The organism is Candidatus Latescibacterota bacterium, from assembly GCA_020633725.1.
Lineage (GTDB): Bacteria > Krumholzibacteriota > Krumholzibacteriia > JACNKJ01 > JACNKJ01 > VGXI01.
Window position 1 is genome coordinate 507,554 of sequence record JACKDC010000003.1, and the last position, 22,758, is coordinate 530,311.

The 22,758-nt window shown below is 70.3% G+C and carries 23 protein-coding genes and 5 tRNA genes; 1 reads left to right on the forward strand and 27 read right to left on the reverse strand.

The features are described from left to right. Nucleotides 1-8: 8 nt before the first annotated feature. The 20 genes from rplL to H6693_09540 all read right to left on the reverse strand — a co-directional run bounded on the left by rplL (nucleotide 9) and on the right by H6693_09540 (nucleotide 11,414). On the reverse strand, nucleotides 9-389 hold the full coding sequence (gene rplL, locus H6693_09445; protein ID MCB9516408.1) for a 50S ribosomal protein L7/L12: 381 nt from the start codon (nucleotides 387-389) through the stop codon (nucleotides 9-11). A gap of 66 nt (nucleotides 390-455) precedes the next feature. Further along, nucleotides 456-977: a 50S ribosomal protein L10 gene (gene rplJ, locus H6693_09450; protein MCB9516409.1), complete on the reverse strand. Its 522-nt coding sequence runs from the start codon at nucleotides 975-977 to the stop codon at nucleotides 456-458. 25 nt (nucleotides 978-1,002) lie between these two features. Further along, a complete protein-coding gene (locus H6693_09455; GenBank protein ID MCB9516410.1) occupies nucleotides 1,003-1,701 on the reverse strand; it encodes a 50S ribosomal protein L1 in 699 nt (232 codons plus the stop codon). Between the two features lie 125 nt (nucleotides 1,702-1,826). After that, complete coding sequence (gene rplK / locus H6693_09460) at nucleotides 1,827-2,261, reverse strand: 50S ribosomal protein L11 (GenBank protein MCB9516411.1); 435 nt, start codon at nucleotides 2,259-2,261, stop codon at nucleotides 1,827-1,829. 49 nt (nucleotides 2,262-2,310) lie between these two features. Then, nucleotides 2,311-2,868 (reverse strand): transcription termination/antitermination factor NusG, encoded by a 558-nt coding sequence (nusG, locus tag H6693_09465; GenBank protein ID MCB9516412.1) that lies wholly within the window; start codon nucleotides 2,866-2,868, stop codon nucleotides 2,311-2,313. A gap of 199 nt (nucleotides 2,869-3,067) precedes the next feature. After that, nucleotides 3,068-3,262 (reverse strand): preprotein translocase subunit SecE, encoded by a 195-nt coding sequence (secE, locus tag H6693_09470; protein MCB9516413.1) that lies wholly within the window; start codon nucleotides 3,260-3,262, stop codon nucleotides 3,068-3,070. A gap of 46 nt (nucleotides 3,263-3,308) precedes the next feature. Then, nucleotides 3,309-3,381 (reverse strand) — tRNA-Trp (locus H6693_09475). 9 nt (nucleotides 3,382-3,390) lie between these two features. Continuing rightward, nucleotides 3,391-3,540, reverse strand: coding sequence for a 50S ribosomal protein L33 (gene rpmG / locus H6693_09480; GenBank protein MCB9516414.1), 150 nt, complete (start codon nucleotides 3,538-3,540; stop codon nucleotides 3,391-3,393). Between the two features lie 42 nt (nucleotides 3,541-3,582). Beyond that, a complete protein-coding gene (tuf, locus tag H6693_09485) occupies nucleotides 3,583-4,773 on the reverse strand; it encodes an elongation factor Tu (GenBank protein ID MCB9516415.1) in 1,191 nt (396 codons plus the stop codon). A gap of 90 nt (nucleotides 4,774-4,863) precedes the next feature. Further along, a tRNA-Thr gene (locus tag H6693_09490) sits at nucleotides 4,864-4,936 on the reverse strand. 21 nt (nucleotides 4,937-4,957) lie between these two features. Continuing rightward, nucleotides 4,958-5,031, reverse strand: a tRNA-Gly gene (locus H6693_09495). Nucleotides 5,032-5,072: 41 nt separating this feature from the next. Next, nucleotides 5,073-5,154, reverse strand: a tRNA-Tyr gene (locus H6693_09500). A 13-nt stretch (nucleotides 5,155-5,167) separates the two neighbouring features. Then, nucleotides 5,168-5,240, reverse strand: a tRNA-Thr gene (locus H6693_09505). Between the two features lie 233 nt (nucleotides 5,241-5,473). Next, complete coding sequence (locus H6693_09510) at nucleotides 5,474-6,910, reverse strand: cysteine--tRNA ligase (protein MCB9516416.1); 1,437 nt, start codon at nucleotides 6,908-6,910, stop codon at nucleotides 5,474-5,476. 22 nt (nucleotides 6,911-6,932) lie between these two features. Next, nucleotides 6,933-7,724 (reverse strand): BtpA/SgcQ family protein, encoded by a 792-nt coding sequence (locus H6693_09515; protein MCB9516417.1) that lies wholly within the window; start codon nucleotides 7,722-7,724, stop codon nucleotides 6,933-6,935. A 19-nt stretch (nucleotides 7,725-7,743) separates the two neighbouring features. After that, nucleotides 7,744-8,823: a D-alanine--D-alanine ligase gene (locus tag H6693_09520; GenBank protein MCB9516418.1), complete on the reverse strand. Its 1,080-nt coding sequence runs from the start codon at nucleotides 8,821-8,823 to the stop codon at nucleotides 7,744-7,746. A gap of 60 nt (nucleotides 8,824-8,883) precedes the next feature. Continuing rightward, nucleotides 8,884-9,741 carry a polyphosphate kinase 2 family protein gene (locus tag H6693_09525; GenBank protein ID MCB9516419.1) on the reverse strand — a complete coding sequence of 286 codons (858 nt, stop codon included), beginning with the start codon at nucleotides 9,739-9,741 and terminating at the stop codon, nucleotides 8,884-8,886. Continuing rightward, a complete protein-coding gene (locus H6693_09530) occupies nucleotides 9,738-10,142 on the reverse strand; it encodes a DUF814 domain-containing protein (GenBank protein ID MCB9516420.1) in 405 nt (134 codons plus the stop codon). Before H6693_09530 ends, H6693_09525 begins: the two co-directional genes overlap by 4 nt. Further along, nucleotides 10,139-10,846 (reverse strand): hypothetical protein, encoded by a 708-nt coding sequence (locus H6693_09535; protein ID MCB9516421.1) that lies wholly within the window; start codon nucleotides 10,844-10,846, stop codon nucleotides 10,139-10,141. The genes H6693_09530 and H6693_09535 overlap by 4 nt, the downstream gene beginning before the upstream one ends. 34 nt (nucleotides 10,847-10,880) lie before the next feature. Beyond that, nucleotides 10,881-11,414, reverse strand: coding sequence for a DUF1572 family protein (locus tag H6693_09540; protein ID MCB9516422.1), 534 nt, complete (start codon nucleotides 11,412-11,414; stop codon nucleotides 10,881-10,883). 513 nt (nucleotides 11,415-11,927) lie between these two features. On the opposite strand from H6693_09540, the gene H6693_09545 reads away from it, so the two are divergent. Further along, nucleotides 11,928-12,491: a hypothetical protein gene (locus H6693_09545; GenBank protein ID MCB9516423.1), complete on the forward strand. Its 564-nt coding sequence runs from the start codon at nucleotides 11,928-11,930 to the stop codon at nucleotides 12,489-12,491. 9 nt (nucleotides 12,492-12,500) lie between these two features. On the opposite strand, the gene H6693_09550 is transcribed toward H6693_09545, so the two are convergent. The 7 genes from H6693_09550 to H6693_09580 form a co-directional block, all read right to left on the reverse strand. After that, nucleotides 12,501-15,278: a S8 family serine peptidase gene (locus H6693_09550; GenBank protein MCB9516424.1), complete on the reverse strand. Its 2,778-nt coding sequence runs from the start codon at nucleotides 15,276-15,278 to the stop codon at nucleotides 12,501-12,503. A 102-nt stretch (nucleotides 15,279-15,380) separates the two neighbouring features. Then, nucleotides 15,381-15,911 (reverse strand): DinB family protein, encoded by a 531-nt coding sequence (locus H6693_09555; protein ID MCB9516425.1) that lies wholly within the window; start codon nucleotides 15,909-15,911, stop codon nucleotides 15,381-15,383. After that, a complete protein-coding gene (locus tag H6693_09560; protein ID MCB9516426.1) occupies nucleotides 15,908-16,795 on the reverse strand; it encodes a hypothetical protein in 888 nt (295 codons plus the stop codon). The genes H6693_09555 and H6693_09560 overlap by 4 nt, the downstream gene beginning before the upstream one ends. After that, a complete protein-coding gene (locus H6693_09565; GenBank protein MCB9516427.1) occupies nucleotides 16,792-17,715 on the reverse strand; it encodes a cation diffusion facilitator family transporter in 924 nt (307 codons plus the stop codon). Before H6693_09565 ends, H6693_09560 begins: the two co-directional genes overlap by 4 nt. Before the next feature lie 60 nt (nucleotides 17,716-17,775). Beyond that, nucleotides 17,776-19,320: a gamma-glutamyltransferase family protein gene (locus H6693_09570; protein ID MCB9516428.1), complete on the reverse strand. Its 1,545-nt coding sequence runs from the start codon at nucleotides 19,318-19,320 to the stop codon at nucleotides 17,776-17,778. 165 nt (nucleotides 19,321-19,485) lie between these two features. Further along, entirely contained in the window at nucleotides 19,486-20,007 is a 522-nt protein-coding gene (locus H6693_09575; GenBank protein MCB9516429.1) for a DinB family protein, read from the reverse strand. Between the two features lie 72 nt (nucleotides 20,008-20,079). Continuing rightward, on the reverse strand, nucleotides 20,080-22,725 hold the full coding sequence (locus tag H6693_09580; GenBank protein ID MCB9516430.1) for a carbohydrate binding family 9 domain-containing protein: 2,646 nt from the start codon (nucleotides 22,723-22,725) through the stop codon (nucleotides 20,080-20,082). Nucleotides 22,726-22,758 lie beyond the last annotated feature (33 nt).

Consider the following 22,758-nt stretch of genomic DNA (forward strand, 5'->3'; position numbering starts at 1 on the left):
CGGGCAAGCTACTTGAGCTCAACCACACCTCCGACTTCCTCGAGCTGAGACTTGATGCCCTCGGCCTCTTCCTTGGAGATACCCTCCTTGATGGCCTTCGGGGCGCCGTCCACCAGGTCCTTGGCCTCCTTGAGGCCCAGACCCGTGATCGCGCGCACGACCTTGATCACCTGGATCTTCTTGTCGCCGGCGGTGCTGAGGATGACGTCGAACTCCGTCTTCTCCTCGACCTCGGCGGCGGCGCCGGCGCCGGGCGCGGCGGCCATGGCCATCATGGGCGCGGCGGCGGTGACGCCGAACTTCTCTTCCAGGGCCTTGACCAGCTCGGAGAGCTCCAGCACGCTGAGCTCCGCCACCTGGTTCACCATCTGGTCGACCTTCTCCGACATGACTCGCTGACTCCTGTGTTTTCCGAACCTAACCGGGTGAAACGATCTACGGCGGCAGGGCGGACCCTAGGCCGCCGCGTCTTTCTGCTTGGCGATCTGGTCGAGCGCGTTGACCAGGCCCGAAATCGTCGCGTTGAGCGTGCGGGCCAGGCTCGCGATGGGGGCCTGAAGGGTCCCCACGACCTGGCTGAGCAGCACTTCGCGACTGGGCAGGTCGGCCAGGGCGTGGACGCCGGCAGAATCGATGATCTGCCCATCCACGTAACCGGCCTTGAACTCGAGCTTCCCGTACTCCTTGGAGAACTCCTTGAGCACCCTGGCGGGCGCCACCATGTCATCGCTGAAGGCGACGGCGGTGGGTCCGGCGAAGTGCGCGGTGAGCCCTTCCTTGTCGGTCCCCTCCACGGCGCGCCCCACCAGGGTGTTCTTGACGACACGGAACGTGACGCCAGCGGCCCTGCAGCGGCTGCGCAGCTGGGAGATCTCCTCGACGTTGGTGCCCGAGAAGTCGCTCAACACCACGCTGCCCGCGGAAGCGAGTTCCGTGGTCAGGCGGTCGACCAGAGCGGCTTTCTTAGGACTCGGCATGATGCCTCTCCTGCTCGAACGGTGACTAGCTGAGTGACGCGAGTTCGGCTTCGTCCAGCTTGACCGCGGGGCCCATGGTGGACGAGATGAATGCCGACCTGATGTACTTCCCCTTGGCCGTGGAGGGCTTGGCGCGCATGAGCTCCATGACGAGCGTCTTGACGTTCTCCTGGAGCGCGTCGCTGCCGAAGGAGGCCTTGCCGACGGGAACGTGAATGTTCGAACCCTTGTCGACGCGGTACTCCACCTTGCCCGCCTTGACCTCCTTGACGGCCTTGGCCACGTCCTGCGTGACGGTGCCGCTCTTGGGGTTGGGCATCAGTCCCCGGGGACCCAGAATCTTGCCCAGCTTGCCCACGTCCCTCATCATGTCCGGCGTCGTGATGATGACGTCGGTGTCGGCCCAGCCGCCCTGGATCTTCTCCAGGTACTCCTCCGCGCCGACCATGTCGGCGCCGGCGGCCTTCGCGGCCTCGGCGTGCTCACCCTTCACGAGGGCCAGCACCCGGACCGTGCGACCGGTGCCGTTGGGAAGGACGACAGTGCCGCGGACCATCTGGTCCGCGTGCCGGGGATTCACGCCCAGGCGCGCCGAGACCTCGACGGTCTCGTCGAACTTCGCCGTGGTCATCGCCTTGACCAGATCAACGGCCGCGGCGATGGTGTAGACGGTGCTCTTCTCGCGCTTGACGGCGGACTCGCGGTATTTCTTCCCACGATTCATCGTAAGGTCCTCACGATTGCTCAGCATCGAAACGATTGGTGTCGAAGAGGGACTGTCGGGACCGGGAGTTGGAGAAGCTTGCCTTCCCCCTCACTCGGAAGGCCCAATCACCCGGCGATCGAAGGTTAGCCTTTGACCTCGATCCCCATGCTGCGGGCGGTGCCCGCGATCATCTGGATCGCCGCGTCCACATCGGCGGCGTTGAGGTCGGGCGCCTTCAATTCTGCGATCTCCTTGAGCTGGGCCACGGTGACCTTGCCGACCTTGTTGCGGTTCGGCTCACCGGACCCCTTCTCAAGCTTGGCGGCGCGCTTCAGCAGGACGGCCGCGGGCGGCGTCTTGGTGATGAAGCTGAAGCTGCGATCCGCATAGACGGTGATCACGCAGGGGGTCACCATGCCCTGGGCGTTCTGCGTCTGGGCGTTGAACGCCTTGCAGAACTCCATGATGTTCACCTGGTGCTGTCCCAGGGCCGGACCCACCGGCGGCGCCGGGTTGGCCTGGCCGCCCTTGATCTGGATCTTGACCTGCGCGACGATCTTCTTCTTGCTCTTGGCCATTTTGCCTGTGCTCCTGCGCTGCTCGGCGAGCCACGGGACGCGCCCGCGGCTAGATGGGCTCCACCTGGAGGAAATCCAGTTCCACCGGCGTCTCGCGCCCGAATATGGTCACCATGACCTTCAGGGTTCCCCGCTCCTCGTTGACGTCGTCCACGACGCCGTTGAAGTCGCTGAAGGGCCCGTCGATGACGTGAATGTGATCCCCCGCCTGGTAGGGAATCTCCGTGACCCGGTGCTCCTGGGGCCGCTCGATGCGCCCGAGGATGCGGTCCACCTCGTGGGGCCTGAGGGGCACGGGGCGCTTGCTGCTGTCGCGGGGATCCAGCCCCACGAAGCGGGTCACGCCGCTGATCTGGTTGACGAGGTGGTAGGCCTCGTCGCTCATCTCCATCTCCACCAGGATGTAGCTCGGGAAGTACTTGCGGCTCGTGACCGTCTTCTTCCCCTGCTTCATCTCGGTGACTTCCTCGGTGGGCACCAGGACCTGACCGAACTTGTCGTCGAGCCCCTCCACCTGGACGCGCTTCAGCAGGTTCGTGCGCACCTTGTTCTCGTGGCCCGAGTAGGTGTGCACGGCGTACCACTTGAGCCTGGGGTTGCGTGGCATCCCGTCGGCATCGACGTCCACGTCGTCCCCCGGCTCGCCGGCCTCGGCGTGGGCCTCCGGCGCGGGCTCGTCCGCTTCCGCAGGCGCGGCACCGGCCTGGAAGGGATTGACCACGGGGCCCCGGTCCAGGGTCTCCTCCGCGGTCTCCTCGCGATCCAGCTGTCTGCGATCTTCCTGCATGATACGTCCCGTTTCGAGCCTAGCTGATCAGCCGGATCAGCCCGCTGACTCCCGAATCCAGTACCCGGTCCACCACGAAGATGAACGCGGTCACCACCAGCGAGGCGATGATCACCACCAGCGTGCTTTCGCGCAGCTCGTCGCGGGTGGGCCAGGTCACCTTGCCCATCTCGAGCCACACCTCGCGGAGGTAATTGCGCAACCTGTCGAACATCGCTTACTCACCCTCCGTCGACGTCGGGGATTCGCCCCCGCTCAGGCAGGCCAGGAGGGACTCGAACCCCCAACCCTCGGTTTTGGAGACCGATGCTCTACCATTAGAGCTACTGGCCTGTGAGGGCCCTACCGGGCCTCCTTGAACAACGTGTGCTTCTGGTCGCGCGGGCAGTACTTCTTCTGCTCGATGCGGTCCGGGTGCAGACGCTTGTTCTTCTTCGTCGTGTACCAGGTCTTCTTGCACTCGCTGCAGCGCAGCTTGACGATCTCTCGCATCTCGGCTCCAGTCGCGGAGGTCCGGGCACGGCCCGGGCCTGGCTACTCGTAGATCTTGGTCACGACGCCCGCGCCAACCGTGCGGCCGCCCTCGCGGATGGCGAAACGAAGGTTCTCTTCCATCGCGATCGGCGTGATCAGCGCGATCTGCATCTTCACGTTGTCGCCCGGCATCACCATCTCCGTCCCCTCCGGCAACTCCGCGACTCCCGTCACGTCCGTCGTCCGGAAGTAGAACTGAGGACGATACCCGTTGAAGAACGGCGTGTGACGGCCGCCCTCCTCCTTCGTCAGAATGTAGACCTCGCCCTCGAACTTCGTGTGCGGCGTCACGCTTCCCGGCGCCGCGAGGACCATCCCGCGCTCGAGGTCTTCCTTGTTGACCCCGCGCAGCAACAGACCCACGTTGTCCCCGGCCTGCGCGTCATCGAGAATCTTGCGGAACATCTCGACGCCCGTCACCGTCGTCGTCAACGTGTCCCGGATGCCGATCCGCTCGACCTTGTCGCCCACCTTCACCTTGCCCCGCTCGACGCGACCCGTCCCCACCGTCCCGCGGCCCGTGATCGAGAACACGTCCTCGACCGGCATCAGGAACGGCTTGTCCGTCTCGCGCTGAGGCTCCGGAACGAAGCTGTCGATCGCATCCATCAGCTCGTCGATGCACTTCTGATCCGCCTCGGTCCCGGGATTCTCCAGCGCCTTCAGCGCGCTGCCGCGGATGATCGGCGTCTCGTCCCCGGGGAAATTGTACTCGTTCAGCAGCTCCCGGATCTCCAGCTCCACCAGGTCCAGCAGCTCCGGGTCGTCCACCATGTCCACCTTGTTCATGAAGACCAGCATGCTCGGCACGTTCACCTGCCGCGCCAGCAGCACGTGCTCGCGCGTCTGCGGCATCGGACCATCGGCTGCCGAGACCACCAGCACCGCGCCGTCCATCTGCGCCGCGCCCGTGATCATGTTCTTCACGTAGTCCGCGTGACCCGGGCAGTCCACGTGCGCGTAGTGACGGCTCGCCGTCTGGTACTCCACGTGCGCCGTCGCGATCGTGATGCCGCGCTCGCGCTCCTCGGGCGCCTTGTCGATCTGGTCGAACGGCGTGAAGGCCGCCATTCCCTTGCTGGCCTGGCGCTGGGTGATCGCCGCCGTCAGCGTGGTCTTGCCGTGGTCAACGTGACCGATCGTGCCCACATTGACGTGCGGCTTCGTGCGCGAGAACTTCTCCTTCGCCATGACGAGTCAACCTCCTCTACGGCACTCAAAGACGACAGACGGACGATGCGCAGCTCCTTCGGCGGCTGCATCCCCCGATGCGAGGGTAGGAGCCCAGAATCGGATTTGAACCGACGACCTCATCCTTACCAAGGATGTGCTCTACCGACTGAGCTATCTGGGCGCGCGTCTCACCACAAAACGGAGCGGGAAACGGGATTCGAACCCGCGACCCTCAGCTTGGAAGGCTGATGCTCTAGCCAGCTGAGCTATTCCCGCATACAAAAACAGTCCCCGGCGCCGGACCGGGGCTTGTCGGGTGGAGGGGGGAGGATTCGAACCTCCGAAGGCGTCGCCGACAGATTTACAGTCTGTTCCCTTTGGCCACTCGGGAACCCCTCCGGTCCGACCGAGGAGCTGGTGAGAGGACTTGAACCCCCAACATCCTCATTACAAGTGAGGTGCTCTACCAGTTGAGCTACACCAGCCTCGGCGGCCGCCGCCTTGCTGCAGGGCTTGCAGTCCCCTGCGTCCCACCGGTGTCTCGACGCCGGAGAGACGCCATCGGCCTAACGCTCGATGTGAGTTAGAGTGACCGCCGCCCAGCTTCGCAAAGAGGAAGCCGAAGCGGCATGATAGGCTCGTAAGTGCGGATTGTCAAGCCGTTTTCAGGATCAACCCGCAGGGACGGGCCCTGGGGGCCGCGGGCCCCTCGCCGACCTCAGAGCGGGCGCAGCTGGGAGCCCTCGGGGCCGTCCAGGACCTGGAACCCCTGGTCCTGGATGGCGTCCCGCAGGCGGTCGGCCTCGGCCCAGTCCTTCGCCGCCCGGGCGGCATTCCGCTGCGCCAGGAGCGCCTCGAGCTCCGGGGTCACCGCCAGCTCCCGCCAGGTGGGCAGCCCCTCCTTGAAGAGGCCGAGCACCCCGGTCATGAGCGCCAGGGCGTCCCGCGCGGCCTCCAGGGCCCTGCGGTCCGCGCGCAGGCCGGGGTCGTCCTCGTCGGCCAGCCGGTTGAACTCTCTAACCAGCTCGAAAATATGGCCGATGGCCCCGCCGCTGTTGAAATCGTCCTCCATGGCCTCGCGCCAGCGCTCCTGGGCCCGCGCGGCCGCGGCCACGAGGGCCTCACCCACCGGCGCCCGCGCCTCCAGCTGCTCTGGCGCCGCGGCCAGGCGCTCGTGGAGCCCCAGGCTGCACTCGCGGATACGCTCCAGGCCCGCCCTGGCGCGCTCGAGCTGGCTGGTCTCGAACTCGGCCCGGCTGCGAAAGTGCGTGGAGAGCAGGTAGAAGCGGATGACCTCCGGATCCCAGGTCTCCAGCAGCTCGGCCACGGACGTGTAGTTGCCCAGGGACTTGGACATCTTCTCGCCGTTCACGGTGACCATGCCGTTGTGCAGCCAGTAGTTGACGAAAGGCTGCCCGCTGGCGGCCTCGCTCTGGGCGCGCTCGTTCTCGTGGTGGGGAAACTTCAGATCCAGGCCGCCGCCGTGGATGTCCAGGGTCGTGCCGCAGTAGCGGGTGCTCATCGCCGAGCACTCGATGTGCCAGCCCGGCCGCCCCCAGCCCCAGGGGCTGTCGAAGCCGGGCTCGTCCGCTGGGGCCTTCTTCCAGAGCGCGAAGTCCAGCTCGTCCCGCTTGCCCTCGCTGACCTCGACCCGCACGCCGCTGTAGAGCTCGTCCACCCGGCGGCCCGAGAGACGCCCGTAGTCGCGATAGGAGCGCACGTCGAAGTAGACGGCATCCGCCGCGTCATAGGCGTGCCCCTGCTCGATGAGGCGCCCGATCAGGCTCAGCATCTCCGGAATGTGCTCGGTGGCCCGCGGGAAGACGGTGGCGTCCTTGATGTTCAGCGCCCGCGCCTGCTCCAGGTAGAGGTCGATGTTCCGCTGGGCGATGGTCTGGTAGGGCACGCCCTCCTCGGCCGCCCGTGCCAGGATCTTGTCGTCGATGTCCGTGAAGTTCTGGGCCAGGGTCACCTCGTAGCCCAGGTACTCCAGGAAGCGCCGGACCATGTCCCCCGTCAGGGCCGCCAGCATGTGCCCCACGTGGGGCTCGCCCTGCACCGTCATGCCGCAGAAGTACATGCCCACCTTGCCGTCGACCTGGGGCTTGAACTCGGTCTTCTGCTTGCGGATGGGATCGTAGACCCGCAGGGACATCGCTCACTCCTTCACGTCGGGCTCAGGTCCGTGCGCCGGGCGTCAGGGCCCGGACGGCCTCCACCAGGGTGGCCGCCCCCACCGGATCCACCGGGTTGCGGGTCACGCGGCCCTGCTTCACCGCCGTGCCCACGATCGCCCCGGACGCGTGGGCCAGCAGCCGATGGGCGTTCGTGGCGTCGAGACCGCTGCCCACCAGCACCGGGAGGCCGGGGAAGCGGCCCACCAGGGCCTCGGCCAGCTCCGCCGACGGCGGGCTGCCCGTGGCGCGTCCCGAGACCACCAGCGCGTCGGCGCCGGCGCGCTCCACCAGATCCTCGGCCTGGTGCAGCGGCTCGGCGTGGGCGGCCATGACGGCGTGCTTGACGTCCACGTCCGCAAAGATCCGCACCGCGCTGTCCAGCGCCTTGCGCAGGCGCAGGATCGCCGCCGCCCGGCCGGTCAGCGTGCCCTGATCGCTGTGGGAGACCCCGCTCAGCACGTTCACGCGGATGAACTCGGCCTCCACGGCGTGGGCCACGGCCAGGGCGGCCTCGCCGTCGTTGCGCAGGACGTTCACGCCCAGGGCCAGGTCCGGCTGGTCCAGCCGCACGGCCCGGACGATGCGCGCCATCGCCGCGACGGTCTCCGGCCCCACGCGGTCGGGCCAGAAGGGCGCGTCGCCGAAGTTCTCCAGCACGAGTCCGTCGAAGCCGGCCCGGGCATAGGCGCGCGCGTCCTTGAGCGCGCGGGACTCCACCGCCTCGAGACTGAGCCGGTTGTCCGGGGCCCCGGGCAGGGCGGCCAGATGGATCACGCCGTAGAGGGCCTTCACGGAATCTCCTGGGCAGGGGTCAGACCCCGTCGCCGGCCTCGTTGGGGGGCACGGACGCCGCGGCGTCGGCGAGGGCGAGACGAGCAATCTCCGCCACCAGCGCGGGGAAGTCAAGGCCCGCGGCGGCCGCCGCCATGGGGAAGAGGCTCGTCTCGGTCATGCCGGGGATGGTGTTGAGCTCCAGGCAGTAGGGCGTGCCGTCGGCGGCGAGACGGAAGTCCACCCGCGCCAGATGGCGGCAGCCGAGCAGCTCCCAGGCGCGCAGGGCGTCGGCCGCCAGCCGCGCCGCCAGGGCCTCGTCCACGGGCGCGGGGCACAGGTAGCGCGTCTGCCCCTTGGTGTACTTGTGGGCGTAGTCGTAGAGGCCGCTCTCGGGGACGATCTCCACCGCCGGCAACGCCTTGCCCCCCAGCACGGACACGGTCAGTTCGCGCCCCGGGATGTACTCCTCCACCAGCAGATCGTCCGAGACCCGGATCACCCGCGGCAGCTTGAGACTCGCCTCCTCCCGGTCGGCCAGCACGGCCAGCCCCACGCTCGAGCCCTCGCGGTTGGGCTTGATCACGGCCGGCCAGCCGGGATCGGCTTCGATGCGGTGGGCGAGCTCGTCGACATAGCCGGGATCCGGCACGCGCTCGGCAGGCACCCGCACCCGATAGCCGGCCGGCACGGCGAGCCCGCCGTCGCGGAAGATCATCTTGCTGCGCCACTTGTCCATGGCCAGCGCGCTGGCGGCGAGCCCGCAGCCGGTGTAGGGAACGCCCAGCCAGTCGAGCACGCCCTGCAGCGTGCCGTCCTCGCCCACGCCCCCGTGCAGCGCGTTGAAGACGAGATCGGGCCGCCAGCCCGTCGCGCCCCCGGGGGCGGAGGCGACGAGCGCCCGCGTGAAGGCGGCCGGCTCGGGCAGCGCGGCCGCGGGGCCGGAGGGCAGGGCGACGAAGTCGTCCAGCGGCAGCGCCGGCAGCTCGGGGCGGCCGGTGTCCAGGACACGCAGATCCCAGCCCAGGCCCGCGAGGGCCCGCGCCACCGCCAGGCCCGTGGCCAGGCTCACGTCGCGCTCGTTCGAGCGCCCGCCCACAAGAACTGCAACGCGCGCCATGGGCCCTCCGGCTCGGCTGGGGTTCGCGCTAGCGTAGCACTCCCCGCGCCAGGGTCAATGTCAGGCCTCGGCCTCGAGGATGCGCCGGCATTCGGTGAAGCGCGCCTCCTGGGCCTCCGGCACCTCGGGGTAGCGCAGGTCCATGCCCTCCAGCGCCGCCCGCACGATCCGCGCCACCGCCAGCCGCGCGAAGGGCTTGCTGTCGGCGGGGACCGCGTACCACGGCGCCCATGGGCGGCTGGTGGCGGACAGCGCCTCGCGGAAGGCGAGCTGGTAGTCGTCCCAGCGCTCCCGCTCGGCCAGGTCCGCCGGCGAGAACTTCCAGTACTTGTCCGGCTCCTCGAGCCGCGCCAGCAGGCGCTGCCGCTGCTCCTCGCGCGAGATGTTCAGCCAGAACTTGAGGATCGTCGTGCCGTTGAGGCTGAGGTGACGCTCGTGCTCGCGGATCGAGGCGTAGCGCTCCGGCCAGCGCTCGGCCGTCGGGATGTCCCGCGGCAGATTCTGCGCGCCCAGGAACTCGGGGTGCACGCGCACCACGAGCACCTCCTCGTAGTAGCTGCGGTTGAAGACGCCGATCATCCCCCGCGCCGGCAGCACCCGGGACGTGCGCCAGAGGAAGTCGTGATCCAGCTCCACCGCGCTGGGCTGCTTGAAGCTGGTGACGCGACAGCCCGCCGGATTCACGCCGCTGAGCACGTGGCGGATGGTGCCGTCCTTCCCGGCGGCGTCGAGCGCCTGGAAGACGAGCAGCAGGGCGTGCCGGCCGTCCGCGAAGAGCCGCCGCTGCAGCGCGCTGATGGCCTTCACCTCGTCGGCGAGCGCCTTCCTGCAGTGCTTCTTGCCCGGGGTGTCGCTGGACGCCGTGGGGAAGCTCGGGAGGCTGCCGTCGAAGGGCACCAGGAAGGGGGACTCGGTCATGGCGTCTCCTCGCTCGCGGCCGGGATCGCCGGACGCACCTTGAACACGCGCTCCTTGCGGATGTTGACGGTCCCCCGCGGCGCCCCGCGGGGTTTCGTGACGAACTGGGCCAAGGTCCCGGACACCGCCACGGTGCCCCCTGTGCGCGCCTTGCTGTGCCAGGCCGCCACGGCGGCGGCGGCGTCGAGGATCTCGCGTGGCGGCTCTTCGTCCTCCACGCGCAGGAGCACGTGACTGCCCGGCATGCCCCGCACGTGGAACCACCAGTCGCGCGGCCGCGCCAGCTTGATGCTGAGGCGGTCGTTGTCCGCGTCGGTCTTGCCGGCCAGCACCGTCCAGCCACCGGGAAGGGTGTAGACGTAGAGGTTGGCCAAGTTCCGCGGGTCCTCGGGCGAACTCACGGGGACTCCTCCAGCGCCGCGGCGCGGCCGGCGATCGCCATCTCCCGCACGCGCGCCTGGGCGTAGTAGATGAAGAGCAGCGCCACGGGGAAGGCCAGCAGCAGGTCCCAGACGCAGTCGGCCAGCGCCGCGACCCACCAGCTCGCGTCGAGGCTCTCGCCGAAGCGGATGCCGACCCACCAGCTCAGGCCCCAGATGGCCATCACGGGCAGCTGCCAGGCCAGCAGGATCTCGGCGCGCGAGCCCTCGGTGAGGCTCACGCTGCGCGCACGCGCCTGCGACGGCACCGCGGCCTCGAACACCACCGCCGCATCGGCCAGCGCCCAGCGCGACATGAGGATCAACCCCGGCACGATGAAGAGCAGCAGCCCCGCCCCCACCAGGATCTGCACGATCAGCCGGTTGGCGAAGAGCAGCCCATAGCGCGCGACGGCCACCGACATGGCCCCGCGGTAGCCGGTCTTGCCCCCGTAGAGCGAGGCGCGCAGCAGCACGTAGAGCGCCCCCACCACGAGGGGCGCCGCGAGCAGGTCGTAGGCCAGCGCCACCACCAGCAGGCGGGCTGAGGTCTCTTCCCAGCCGAGCGACAGCGTCAGATAGTTGAGGAGCAGGTTGCCCGGCAGCCACATCGTGAGCACGATGAGCGCGGCCGTGAAGCCACGGCCCCAGAGCAGCCGCGCGGCCGCGTCCAGACGTTCGAACATGCTCCCCCCTGTGCCCGCTGCGGGCGAGGGGACCTTAGCATCGGCCGCGCTTTTTGTCGCTGGTGTACTGCTCGGACATGTCCCGCGGAATGCTCAGCGACCCCCAGTTGTCGAAGCGATAGTGCTTGGCCAGCAGCACGAGCTGCCCCACGTGGTAGGACTGATGGCTCAGTCCGCGATTGAGCGCCCCCGCCACGCTGTGCGGTTCGTCACGGATGGTGATCGTGCGCTCGAGGTCCCCGGCGGTGAGCGTGTCGAGCGTCTCGAACAGCGCGGACCAGCCCTGCTCCCAGGCCTCCATCAACGAGGCGCGGGAGTCGCTCGGCTCGCGCTTGAACTCGCGGTCGCGCTGACGATCGGGCTTCTCGCCGTCGCTGGTGAGGAAGTCCGTCCAGCGCGAGCGAAGGTGCCCCGCCACATGCTTCACGATCAGCGCGGGACTGTTCGACTGCCAGTCGAGGCTCCGGAAGAAGTCCTCCTCGCCCAGCCGCTCCAGGGCCTGCTCGGCGAGGTGCTTGAGTTCGCGGAGTCGTAGCCGGTAGTCGTCGAGGACGCTCGGTTCAGGCATGGAACCACCTCCCACCGTTGGACGCGCAGTTCGGCGCAGCATCACAGGTCGCCTCCCGGGACTCCACCGAATTGCCTGGCCCGGACACGCGAATGTGACAGCTCTCCCGCCCCCGGGGGCGGGTTGTTCAGCGGCGGCGCGTGTCTGGCGCTATCGGACCTCCTGGTCTCGCTCGCCCCCGGGGGCGGGTGGGGGCTGCCGCGGGAAGATTCTCTCGACTATCTGCTGTGCCGCCCTTGACGGCCTTCGCATGATACTATACATTGGTATCCATCGCAAGCCTCCCGCTCCACTTTCCTGGGACTTTCATCATGGAGACTCGAGCCGACCGCGCCCGGCGACTGCACCGGGCTTTGACGACTGAACTTCAGCGACTGCAACGCCTCGAGAAGGGCGCGCTGCTCTCCTTCGCTTCTATCATGGAAGGAGCTCTACCGCGAGCTGGGCTACTCCTCGATCCATGCCTACGGGCGAGAGGCGCTGGGCTTCTCCGAGCGCAAGCTCTCGGCCTTCGTGCGCATGGCGGGTGCGCTGGAGCGCCTGCCGGAGACCCGACGCGCCGTCGAAGCCGGCGAGCTGCCCTGGACCAAGGCGCGTGAGCTCGTGTCCGTGGCGACGCCGGCGAATGAGACCCTCTGGTTGAGCGATGCCAAGCGCCTCGGCCGCCGGGCGCTCGAGCGGAAGGTGATGGCGAGTCGGCCGCGGCCGCCAAAACGGCGCCAGGATCCTCCGGCGCTGTTCGCGGCGGGCGAGCCCGAAGCGCGCCGCGAGGAGGCCGAGGCCGCCGCGCCCCTGCGCGTCACGCTGAACTTCACGCCGGAGCAGTACGCGCGCTGGGAAGCGCTGATCGAGCAGCTGCGCAAGGACGGGCAGCTAGACTCGAAGGAAGAACTGGTGCTCGCAGCGCTCGCCACCCGCCCCCGGGGGCGGGTGAAGCAGGCCGCCACCGTGATCATTCGTCACTGTCCGGACTGCGGGGCGCAGGCCTACGTCACGGGCCGCGGCGAGCTTCCCACCCAGCCCGCCCCCGGGGGCGGGTCAGGCGAAATCGCCGCCACCGCGCGCGGGTCCCCGTGAACCTGGCCCCTACTTCAGAAGCACGACACGGCGCGACGCCGCCAGACCCTCGTCGCCGCGCAGCTGCAACAGGTAGACGCCGCTGGGCAGCGGCCGTCCGGCCTCGTCGCGCCCGTCCCAGAGCAGACTGCCGGGACCGGCCAGCGCCGGCCCCTCGCGCAGCGTGCGGAGATGGCGGCCGGCGGGATCGTAGACATCCAGCCGTAGCGATCCTGCCGACGGCAGGGACCAGGCCACCGTGGTGCTGGGATTGAACGGGTTGGGCCACGCGTCCACGCGTGCCCGCGTGGCGAGCGGCGCATTGTCGGCGGCGGTGACGACGGCGCCTGCGAAGAAGCTCAGGTCGTCGAGCCAGAAGCCGGGGCCCACGACACCGCCGTCGGAGCCGAAGTCGAAGCGCAGGCGAAAGTCCGCGCCGAGGTGCTCGGTGAGCCTGAACACAACCGGCTCCCAGTCGCTGCTGCTGCCGGACCAGCCGGCTTCGTTGCCGAGGCCGCCGAGCAACAGATCGGTGTAGCCGCCCATCGGCGTGAGCGGGTACCACTGGCCGCCGTCGTAGACGCGCACGCGCACGCCGTCGAAACCCGACTCCGTGCCGCGCCAGATGTGGAAGCTGACGTTGAGCGCGTCCACGCCGCTCATGTCCAGCGTGGGCGTGAGCAGGCTGCCCGACTGGTTGTCGCCATAGTCGCCGGTCATGCCCACGCCCCAGCACTTGCTGCCGCTGAAGGCGCTGGGCGGGCCGCCCGCGGTCGGCGTGCCCCAGCTCCAGACGGGATCGCCCGAGCTGCTGAAGCCGCCGTTGCTGGCCTCGAAGGTCTCGTCGGCGTCGGGGAGGACGATCGTGTAGGGCAGCGCCTGTCGATTGCCCAGACCTTGGCCGACGACCTGCCAGTCGCCCAGCCAGGCGGCGCCGTGCCCTGGCAGACCGCCCACGCGCAGCGGAAAGGAGACGCCCGCCGGAACATCCAGCAGATCGAAATCGCCGCCCGGCGCCGAGACCGCGGGAGCGAGGGGCACGTCCACCGGTGTGACCACCGCGCCGGCGAGGGCGGTGCCGGCCTCGTCCTCGATGTGGCCGCTCAGGGTCAGCAGCTCCAGCGGCGTGAGTGCCACGTCGAGCGTCGCATTGCTGCCATCGAAGATGGGGACGGGCACCGACTTCGTCTCGTGGAAGAAGTCCTCGAAGTCCAGGGTCAGCGTGCCGGCCTGCGCCACGACGGCGTAGTGCCCGGCGGCATCGGTGCTCACGAACGCGCCGGTCTCGGCCACGAGGATCGAGACCCCGGCGAGCGGCTGCGCGCTCACGACATCCGTCACGGTGCCCGACACGCGGCCGAGGCCCTGCGAGGCGACGAGACCCCAGGCGCCCACCAGGTTGGGCCGCGGACCGATGTGCGTCTGCGGCTGCTCCTGCGGCGTGCCTGTGGCCACGAGCAGCGTGCGGGCGAGCGAGGCGTCGAGGCTGAAGCCGTAGGCGCTCTCCACCATGCCCTGCAGCGACGCCACCGAGCCCACCACGATCGGGCTTGCGCTCGACGTCCCGCTGAAGCTGGACGTGTACCACTGCTCCTCGGGCAGCGGGTCGCCCTGCAGATTGCCGTAGCCGCAGGACACCACGTTGAAGCCCCAGCCGTGCAGGTCCACGCGGCTGCCGTAGTTGGTGAAGTAGGCGGGCAGGAGCGTGGAGCCGTCGGTGGCGCCGCACATGATCGCGCCGGAGTCGCGCACGCCGCGGTCGAAGAGGCCCTGGTAGACGGGATCGTCGAGGTCCTGGCTGCCGTTGCCCGCCGCCTCGCAGACGATGCGGCCGAGCGCGGTGACGGTCTGGATGGCGTCGAAGTTGTCCTGCCAGAACTCCATGGGCACGTAGCCGAACTGCCCGCTGCCGTTGGCGTTGGGCCCCGGCGCGTGCAGTTCGATCAGCAGGATGTCCCCGGCCTCCAGCGCGAGGGCGGCGTTCAGGATCGCGTCGGCCACGGACTGCGTGCCGATGGACGAGCCGCCCACGCCGGCCTGGGGCGCGATGCCGCGCACGCCGAGGCCGTTGTCGTCGCCGCGGATCTCGCCCAGCACGGCCGTGCCGTGGTTGCGCCAGCCGATGTCGGCGATCGGCGAGCCGATCTCCGCGATCGGCGCGGGGAGGTCCTCGTGGGACCAGAGCCAGGCGCCCTCGATGTCGATCACGCGCACGCTGGCGCCCAGTGCGCCGGCCTGCCCCGCGACGGACCAGGCCCCCACGCCGGTGGGGGCATCATCGAGATAGCCCTGCTGGCCGCTGAAGTCGGGAGTCGGGATCGCATCCGCCGCCCCCGGGGGCGGCCCTGCCGGCGAACCCGCTTCACCCCGAGCGAGCGCGAAGGCGTCGAAGCCCAGCGCCGCGGGAACGGCCACCGGCTCGAGCCACGCGGACGCGATCGCGGGATCCCGGCGCAGGCGGGCCAGCAGCGCCTCGCCGGCGGCGCGATCGCCGGGGGCGAAGGCCGCCGAGAGCTGGGCGTAGCCGTTCAGGTCCGGCAGGCCTGCCGGGCGCAGCGCGTCGAGGCGCGCGGCCGGGGCCGAGAAGCGCCGCTCCAGCTCGCCCCCGGGGGCGAGGGCGGCGAGACGCGCCGTGAAGGCGGCCGCGTCGCCGGCGCGTGTGGCCGTGACGCCGTCGTCGGCCATTCGCCAGCCGTCGGCGAGCTGCAGCACCACGCGGCCCGAAGGCGCGGGCGTTTCGGGGGCGAGCGGCGCGGCGGCGAGGGTGAGGGGCAGGGCGAGCAGCAGCAGGAACAGGGCGTAGCGCATGGCTGTCCTCTCGGCGGCGGCCCGAGCAAGGCCGCGAGGGGATGGGCAGTGAGGTGGCGTCCCTCAATTATACCGCGAACGTGGCGGCCGGGCCAAGCCGCGCTAGCGCGAGAGGTAGCGCTCGCGGATCACGTCCAGGTGATGTGCCTCGTGCCCCGCCACGATCCAGGCCACCGCGCGCACGGTGAACTCGCCGCCGTTGGCGCGGCCGCGGGCGTCGAGCTGGGCGGGGCTGAAGCCGTCGAAGAGCGCGATGCTGGCTTCGCGCACCCGGCGCAGCTCGGCGCGGAGCGCGTCCCAGGGGCGGGCGTCGCAGCCGGCGGCGGCCACGTAGGCATTCTCGTCGAAGCCGGGGAGTTCGGCCGATTCGCCACGGGCGAAGCAGAGCGCGCGCATGGCGAAGATGCGCTCGCTGTCGGCGAGGTGGCCGATCACGTCCTTGATGCTCCACTTCCCCGGCGCGTAGCGCGCCAGCGACTGCTCCTCGCCGATGCGCTCGAGCATCGCCTGCGTGGAGGCCAGCTGCCGGCCGAAGACCGCCGGGGGCTTGCCCACCTCCACGCGCTCGACGTAGGGCAGGTAGTAGGGCGGAAACTCGTCGGCGCCGGGACGGCGAATCCAGACAGGGCTCATCGTCGATCCTCCCCACCCGCGCGTGCGGGGTCGCGTGTGAACTCCACCAGCGCGCCCGCCACCCAGGTGGGCGGCGTCGCCTGGTAGGGACCGCTCATGTCATCGGTGACGAGATCGTGGACACGCCAGCGGCAGGGCCCCAGCAGTTCGCGGAGCACGGGGCCCACGTCGCGGGCGTCGCTCTTCGTGCGGACGCAGTGCTCCTGGTAGCCCGCGTGATCCCCGGCCGCGAGCAGGGCCAAGCCGGCGTCGATGCGCTGCGCCGCCATGGCGAGGCCTCCGTCCCCGGAGGCGAGCGGCGCCGTGTCGCCGTAGCCGTGCCCGTGGTGCACGAGGTCACCCGTGGCCACGAGCACGGTGCCGGGCTCGCTCACGAGCGAGGCGAGTTCGTCGAAGCCCGGCATGCGCTCCGGCGCGACGCCGGCAAGGAAGGGGAAGCGCGCGACCAGCGCCGGCGCGGGCACGTCGCGGCGAGCGGCCTCGGCGGCCAGCAGCCAGGCGAAGTGGTCGAGGGAGAACTCGCGCCGCCAGTCCTGGCGGGCGTCCAGCCCGGGGCCCTGCACGCCCCAGGCCGGCTCGTTCGCGGGGTCGCCGCCCGCCGCCACGCGACGACGGGCGTCGGCGAGCTCGGGACTCAGCCCGTGCAACACGCCGAGGGCGAGCACCTGGCGCGCGCCGGCGTCCAGCACGGCATGCACGACCGCGGCGATCTGGTGGCCGCAGACCGCCGCCGACGTGTGCGGAAAGAGCAGGGCCCCGCCGGCCTCGAGCACGGGCGCAAGCCGCCAGCGGCGGCCGGCCTCCAGCAGGTGCGCCGCGCCGACGTCGCCCAGGCGGGCGTGCTGCTCCGCGTGAAGCACTTTGAAGTCCGGCAGCGCGCTCACGACTCCAGCTCCCCCGGGGGCGCCTCGGCCTCCACGAAGACACGCCGCACGCGCGGGAAGTCGCGGCGGATCGTCGACGTGAGCGCGGCCACGCCCCGCTCGATCGCGCCGGCGGGGAGGTCGTCCGCAAAGTCCGCGCTCAGGTTGACGAGGATGAACTCCGGCCCCATGTGCAGGGTCAGCAGCTCGTTCACGCGCTCGATCTCGGGACGCGCCTCGGCCAGCGCGCGGATGCCGGCGCGCACCTCGGGTTCGGCCGCCTCGCCGATGAGCAGGCCGTGCGTCTCCACGGCGAGCCAGGTGGCCGTGCCGCCCAGGAGCAGGCCGATGATCACGGAGGCCGCGCCGTCGAAGCGGGGTTCGCCGGTGAGCTGGCTCAGCCACACGCCGAGGAAGGCGACGAGGATGCCCACGAGCGCGGCGCTGTCCTCGAAGAGCACCACGAACACCGACGGATCCTTGCCGCCGCGCACCGCCTCCAGCAGTCCGCGGCGTCCGCGCAGCTTGTTGAAGGCACGTAGCGCCAGCAGCCACGCGCCACCCTCGAAGACGAAGGCCAGCGCCAGCACGACGTAGTTCACGGTGGGGTCGCCCGCGGGCTCGGGGTGGCGCAGGTGCCGGACGCCCTCGTAGAGCGAGATCCCCGCGCCGACGGCGAAGATCAGGATCGCCACCACGAAGCTCCAGAAGTAGACCTCCTTGCCGTGCCCGAAGGGGAAGCGCGGGCTGGCGGGACGCGCCGCGCGCCGCAGCCCCAGCAGCAGGAGGCCCTGATTGCCCGTGTCCACGAGGGAGTGGATGCCCTCCGACAGCATGGCGCTGCTGCCGGTGATCGCGGCCGCCACCAGCTTGCTCACGGCGATGAGCGTGTTGCCCGCCAGGGCGGCGTAGATGACGGCTCTGGATTCGCTGCTGGCCATGGCCCCTCCTCGACGGCGGGACCATTATGCCCTCCCGGAGCGCCCGGGTCGAGGACCGGCTCAGTAGCCGGCGGCCTGTCCGTCCTTGCGGGGATCGGAGGCGGCGCAGTAGCCGTCGGGGAGGCGCAGCACTGCCTGGGCGCCGCCGAACTCGCGCCCGGGACGCTCCCGCAGCACCAGGTGACCGCGCGCGGCCAGCTGATCGGCCACACCGGGATCGAAGCCCTGCTCGAGGGCGAGGCGGCCGTCGGCGAGGAGGCGCCAGCGCGGCGCGTCCGCCGCGGCCTGGGGGTTCTGCCCGTAGTCGAGCACGCGCAGCAGGAACTGCAGCTGACCCTGGGGCTGCATCGGTCCCCCCATCACGCCGAAGCTCATGAGGGGGCGCCCCTCGTCGGTGACGAAGCCCGGCATCAGCGTGTGGAAGGGGCGCTTGCCGCCCGCCACGGCGTTGGGATGACCCGGCTTCAGCAGGAAGCCCGCGCCGCGATTCTGCAGCGCGATGCCGGTGCCCGGCACCACGACGCCGGAGCCGAAGCCCATGTAGTTGGACTGGATGTAGGACACCATCATGCCGCTGGCGTCGGCGGCGCTCAGCATCACCGTGCCGCCGGAGCCCAGCATGCCCAGCTCGCGGGAGCCGGCGCGCTCGCGGTCGATCTCCTCGGCCCAGCGCTCGAGCAGGCCGTCGTCGAGCAGCGAACTCGCCTCGATGCTCATGTGGTCCGGGTCCCCCACCAGGCCCTGCAGCAGGTTCAGCGCGCTCTTCATGGCCTCCACCTGCAGGTGCACGCCGGCCGCGGAGTCCACGGGATGTCGCTGCGGCTCCAGGTGGCGCAGGAGTCCCAGCGCCACCAGCGTGGCGATGCCCTGCCCGTTGGGCGGCAGCGCGTGGACGCGCACGCCGTGGTAGTCCAGATGCAGCGGCTTCACCCACTCCGACTGGTGGCTCGCGAGGTCCTCGGCCACGAGGGCGCCGCCGTCGGCGCGCGACGCCGCCACGATGCGCCCGGCCACCTCGCCGCGATAGAAGGCCTCGCCGCGGCTTTCGGCGATGCGCCGCAGCGTGTCGGCCTGCTCGGGGCAGCGGAAGCGCTCCCCGCAGGCGGGGGGGCGCCCGCCCGGCAGGAAGGTCTGCGCGAAGTCGGGAAACTCGCGAAAGCGTTCGGCGGCGCGGGCCCAGGCCGCGGCCGTCACCGGCGGGACGAGCCAGCCCTCGCGCGCGTAGCGCAGCGCCGGTCCGAAGAGCTGCGCGAAGGGCAGGCGGCCGAAGCGCTCCGAGAGGGACACCCAGGCGTGCACCGCGCCGGGCACGGTGACCGAGTCCCAGCCCGTCTCGGGCATGTGGGCGCGGCCGCTGAAGCGCTCGGGCGTCCAGGCGGCGGGGGAGCGTCCCGACCCGTTGAGGCCGTGGAGGTGTTCGCCGGTCCAGACCATCGCGAAGGCGTCGCCGCCGATGCCGTTCGAAGTGGGCTCCACCACCGTCAGCGCGATGGCGGCGGCCAGGGCCGCATCCACCGCGTTGCCCCCTTCCTGGAGCATCTCCAGGCCGGCGTGCGCGGCCAGGGGCTGGCTGGTGGCCACGACGTTCCGCGCGAAGACGGGCACGCGCCGCGAGGCGTAGGGCTGTTCCCAGGATAGCGCGGAGGGGTCCATCGTAGCTCCTGAAGGCGAGGGTCGTCAGATTCATGTGAAGCAAGGCGCTTGCCGATACGCCCTGTTTTGACAAGGACGGTTCCCATGGGGCGGCAGCGTGCCCCGCCGCCCGCGCGCTCAGTCCCGCAGCGCGCGGAAGAACGCGCGCCAGGGACCGACGGCCTCGCGGTAGCGGCACGCCTGCCAGCGCCGGATCTGCGCGAGATGCGCGAGGTCGCTGACGGTCCACGTGGCAATCAGTTCGGCGAGGGTCACCACGCCGAGCTCGGGGTGGCGTCCGCTGCGGGCGAGCGCGGCCGCGTCGAGCTGCCAGCCGCGAACGGTGGCCACGTTGTCGGCGCGCAGGCGTGCAAACTGGTCGAGCAGCGCGTCGAGATCGCTCAGATCGCGATCGAACTGCGCCATGCGGTCGAAAGGCGTGAAGGGACGGGCCTCGCCGTCATTCAGGATGATGCGCCCCCGCGCGACCCAGTCGTCGATCTCGCCGTGGATGAGATGGCCGACCACGGCCCGCGGATCCCAGTCCTCGCGATTGGCGCCGTCGCCCACCCAGTCGTCGGGCAGGCCGCGCAGGGCGGCGTCGAGAGCGGCGGGCGTCCGCTCGAGCATCATCAGGGCCCGGTCGAGCGTGAAGGACATGGGCGACTCCTCGGGTTGGCCGCGCCCGCGGCGCGGTTGCCGAGGATCGCCCGGTGCGGCGGCGGCGTCAAGCTAGAGGCTGAGCCACTTGCTGACCTTGATCAGGAAGACGTCGTGGGGCCGCACGCCGAACAGCGCGTCCAGATCGTGGCCGGGGTGGAAGTCGCCCTGGCCGACGAAGTCGCTGCGCGACTGGCTCCAGACCAGGTAGAGCAGCGAACCCGGATTGAACTCCCAGCGCAGCACGACGTTGGAGTTGAAGTCGCGAAAGTTGAAGTCCGGATTGCCGAGGCTGTAGTCCACCGTGCCGTCGGCGTTCTCGTCCACGTCGTAGCCGCCGTCGGCCGCGGCGATCTCGCCCGCTCCGAAGGTGTGGTAGCGGTCGGCGAAGCGCGCGGCGTCGGGGTCGGTGATGCGCTTGAAATCGCGATAGCTGCCCGCCGTCACGAAGGGCGCGCCGTAGACCTGCAGCGACAGATTCGGCGTCACCGCGTAGTCGGCGCGCAGCGTCATGCTCAGGGTCTTCTGGTCCAGCGTGGCGAAGAGGTAGCGGTCGTCCTCGCCGACGCTCCGCTGCGCGACGTACTGCATCGTCTGCTCGCGCGCCGTGTAGTCGGGGTTGAGCGTGAGTCGCAGGGCGTTGCTGGGACGCAGGCTCACGCTGAACCAGACGTCGCGAACGTCGTGCAGGCCGTGGTCGCCCTGAGAGGCGTAGCCGCCGAAGTTGTAGGTGAAGCGCGCGCGAGAGTCCGAGTTGAACCAGACGTTCAGCTCCCAGTCGCCGGGCAGGACCAGCGCCGGGCCGCCGCGCAGCGCCGTGTTGCTCGTCCACTCGGCCGTGCGCGTGATGCCGCCGCCGAGGCTCGCGTTGCCGGCCAGCTGCGCGTTGCTGTTCAGGTTCACCATGCGGCGCAGCAGGTTGCCGCCGAAGTCGAAGTCGAGCCACTGGTTCGAGTTCACGCTGAGGCTGCGCAGGGAGTGGAAGGGCTGGGCGTTCCAGCCGACCCAGGTGGACTGGTTGATGACGTCCGACTCGCGCATGTAGCCCAGGTCGTTGATCTCGAAGCCCGGCGAACGCCAGCCCACCTGCGTCTCGAAGCGCAGGCCCGTGGAGCCCAGACGCCCGAAGCGCAGCGACCCGGCGTGGCCGGCCAGGCTGCGGCGCGCGGGGTCGAAGTCGGCTTCGTCGTTGTCCGGGCGCTGGTAGTAGCGGGCGCTGGACAGCTGCGTGGCGGCCAGGGCCAGGCTGTCGCCGCGCACCTCGCTGCCGAGCAGGTTGGCGGCCACGCGCCACTTGCGATCCCAGAGCGTGCTGTAGAAGTCGACGCCACCGGCGTAGGCCTGGCGGTGCATGAAGTCGAGGCCGGGCTCGGCCTTGCGGTTCACCGCGGTCACCATGCCGCCGATGCGCGTGTCCCCCTGGCGATAGTCGCGCTGCAGGCGCCCCACGAGCCAGTTGGTGGCCGGCTCCACGGCCACCTCTTCCTCGCCGGCGCCGTAGTCGGCCCGCGCGGCTTCGCGCGCGGTGACGCTCTCCAGCACCCCCAGGGACCAGCCGCCCGCGGTCTTGCCCGTCAGCTTGGCCGCGCCGAGGATCGAGCTGGCCTCGGGCAGTTCCACGTAGTCGGGAAAGTCGCGCGTGGGCCAGGGCCAGTCGGGCCGCCGACCGATGCGGCGCGAGTAGAAGAGGATGTCGCTCGTGTTGCGCCCGCCGGTGATCGCCGGCGCCACCGGGTAGTCGAGAATGTCGTTCCCCTCGAGGAAGAAGGGCCGTCGCTCGCTGAAGAAGGTCTCGAACTCGCTCAGGTTCAGCTCCGAGGGATCCGCCTCCACCTGCCCGAAGTCCGGGTTGACGGTGAAGTCGAGCGTCAGGTTGCTGCTCACGCCGATCTTGCCGTCGAGCCCCGCGGCGAGCTTGCCCTCGCGGCCGTCGGCGAAGGGATCGCCCGGATCGGCGGCGAAGCGCTCGTGACGCCCCACGGCATAGGGCAGCAGCTCCACGCGCCGCTGCACGGGCAGCCCCACCAGCCCGCGCAGCTCGCCGAAGCGGCTCACCCAGCCGCTCTCCTGCTGGCTCTTGGGCTGCCAGGTGGAGCGCTCCTCCTCGCGGAAGACGCGCCGCGTGACCTGGATGCCCCACACCTGCTCCGGCAGCGGCTGATAGCGCAGCTGGCTGAGCGGGATGCGGACCTCTGCGGTCCAGCCCTCGGCGTCCACGTGGGTCTTGAGATCCCAGATCGGGTCCCAGCTGCCGTCCCAGTCGTCGCCGTCCTTGCTGACGAACTCGTCCCCGCGCACGCCCGATACGCTGGACGTGAACGAATAGGCCGTGCGCCGGTCGTGATAGCTGTCGATGTTGATCTCCACCCAGTCGCCGGGGAACCAGTCGCGGCGCGTGAGTCGGCTGACGATCTTCTCCGGCTCGTCGTCGTAGGCGCGATAGGCCACGTAGAGATTGCGATCGTCGTAGAGGATCTTGAACGCGGTTTGCTGGCTGGGCGGCTTGCCCTCGTCGGGGCGCCACTGGGTGAAGTCCGCCCCCCAGTCCACGAGGTTCCAGCAGGGGTCGTCGAGCTGGCCGTCGATGCGCGGGCAGCCGGCCCCGCAGTGCGCGGTCTGGTAGACGCGGGGGACATGCGAAGGCGCCGCTTCCTGCGCGGCGCCGGTCGAGGCGGCGGCGAGAACGAGCGCCGCGGCGAGAGCGGACAGGGGGCGCATCTCTACCTCTCGAGTCGGGGTGTGGGTGAGCAC

What these genes read in the sequence shown, in the direction of transcription:
- rplL (MCB9516408.1), bottom strand. Translation starts at nt 389, where the DNA reads ATGTCGGAGAAGGTCGACCAGATGGTGAACCAGGTGGCGGAGCTCAGC.
- rplJ (MCB9516409.1), bottom strand. Translation starts at nt 977, where the DNA reads ATGCCGAGTCCTAAGAAAGCCGCTCTGGTCGACCGCCTGACCACGGAA.
- H6693_09455 (MCB9516410.1), bottom strand. Translation starts at nt 1,701, where the DNA reads ATGAATCGTGGGAAGAAATACCGCGAGTCCGCCGTCAAGCGCGAGAAG.
- rplK (MCB9516411.1), bottom strand. Translation starts at nt 2,261, where the DNA reads ATGGCCAAGAGCAAGAAGAAGATCGTCGCGCAGGTCAAGATCCAGATC.
- nusG (MCB9516412.1), bottom strand. Translation starts at nt 2,868, where the DNA reads ATGCCACGCAACCCCAGGCTCAAGTGGTACGCCGTGCACACCTACTCG.
- secE (MCB9516413.1), bottom strand. Translation starts at nt 3,262, where the DNA reads ATGTTCGACAGGTTGCGCAATTACCTCCGCGAGGTGTGGCTCGAGATG.
- rpmG (MCB9516414.1), bottom strand. Translation starts at nt 3,540, where the DNA reads ATGCGAGAGATCGTCAAGCTGCGCTGCAGCGAGTGCAAGAAGACCTGG.
- tuf (MCB9516415.1), bottom strand. Translation starts at nt 4,773, where the DNA reads ATGGCGAAGGAGAAGTTCTCGCGCACGAAGCCGCACGTCAATGTGGGC.
- H6693_09510 (MCB9516416.1), bottom strand. Translation starts at nt 6,910, where the DNA reads ATGTCCCTGCGGGTCTACGATCCCATCCGCAAGCAGAAGACCGAGTTC.
- H6693_09520 (MCB9516418.1), bottom strand. Translation starts at nt 8,823, where the DNA reads ATGGCGCGCGTTGCAGTTCTTGTGGGCGGGCGCTCGAACGAGCGCGAC.
- H6693_09525 (MCB9516419.1), bottom strand. Translation starts at nt 9,741, where the DNA reads ATGACCGAGTCCCCCTTCCTGGTGCCCTTCGACGGCAGCCTCCCGAGC.
- H6693_09535 (MCB9516421.1), bottom strand. Translation starts at nt 10,846, where the DNA reads ATGTTCGAACGTCTGGACGCGGCCGCGCGGCTGCTCTGGGGCCGTGGC.
- H6693_09540 (MCB9516422.1), bottom strand. Translation starts at nt 11,414, where the DNA reads ATGCCTGAACCGAGCGTCCTCGACGACTACCGGCTACGACTCCGCGAA.
- H6693_09550 (MCB9516424.1), bottom strand. Translation starts at nt 15,278, where the DNA reads ATGCGCTACGCCCTGTTCCTGCTGCTGCTCGCCCTGCCCCTCACCCTC.
- H6693_09555 (MCB9516425.1), bottom strand. Translation starts at nt 15,911, where the DNA reads ATGAGCCCTGTCTGGATTCGCCGTCCCGGCGCCGACGAGTTTCCGCCC.
- H6693_09565 (MCB9516427.1), bottom strand. Translation starts at nt 17,715, where the DNA reads ATGGCCAGCAGCGAATCCAGAGCCGTCATCTACGCCGCCCTGGCGGGC.
- H6693_09575 (MCB9516429.1), bottom strand. Translation starts at nt 20,007, where the DNA reads ATGTCCTTCACGCTCGACCGGGCCCTGATGATGCTCGAGCGGACGCCC.
- H6693_09580 (MCB9516430.1), bottom strand. Translation starts at nt 22,725, where the DNA reads ATGCGCCCCCTGTCCGCTCTCGCCGCGGCGCTCGTTCTCGCCGCCGCC.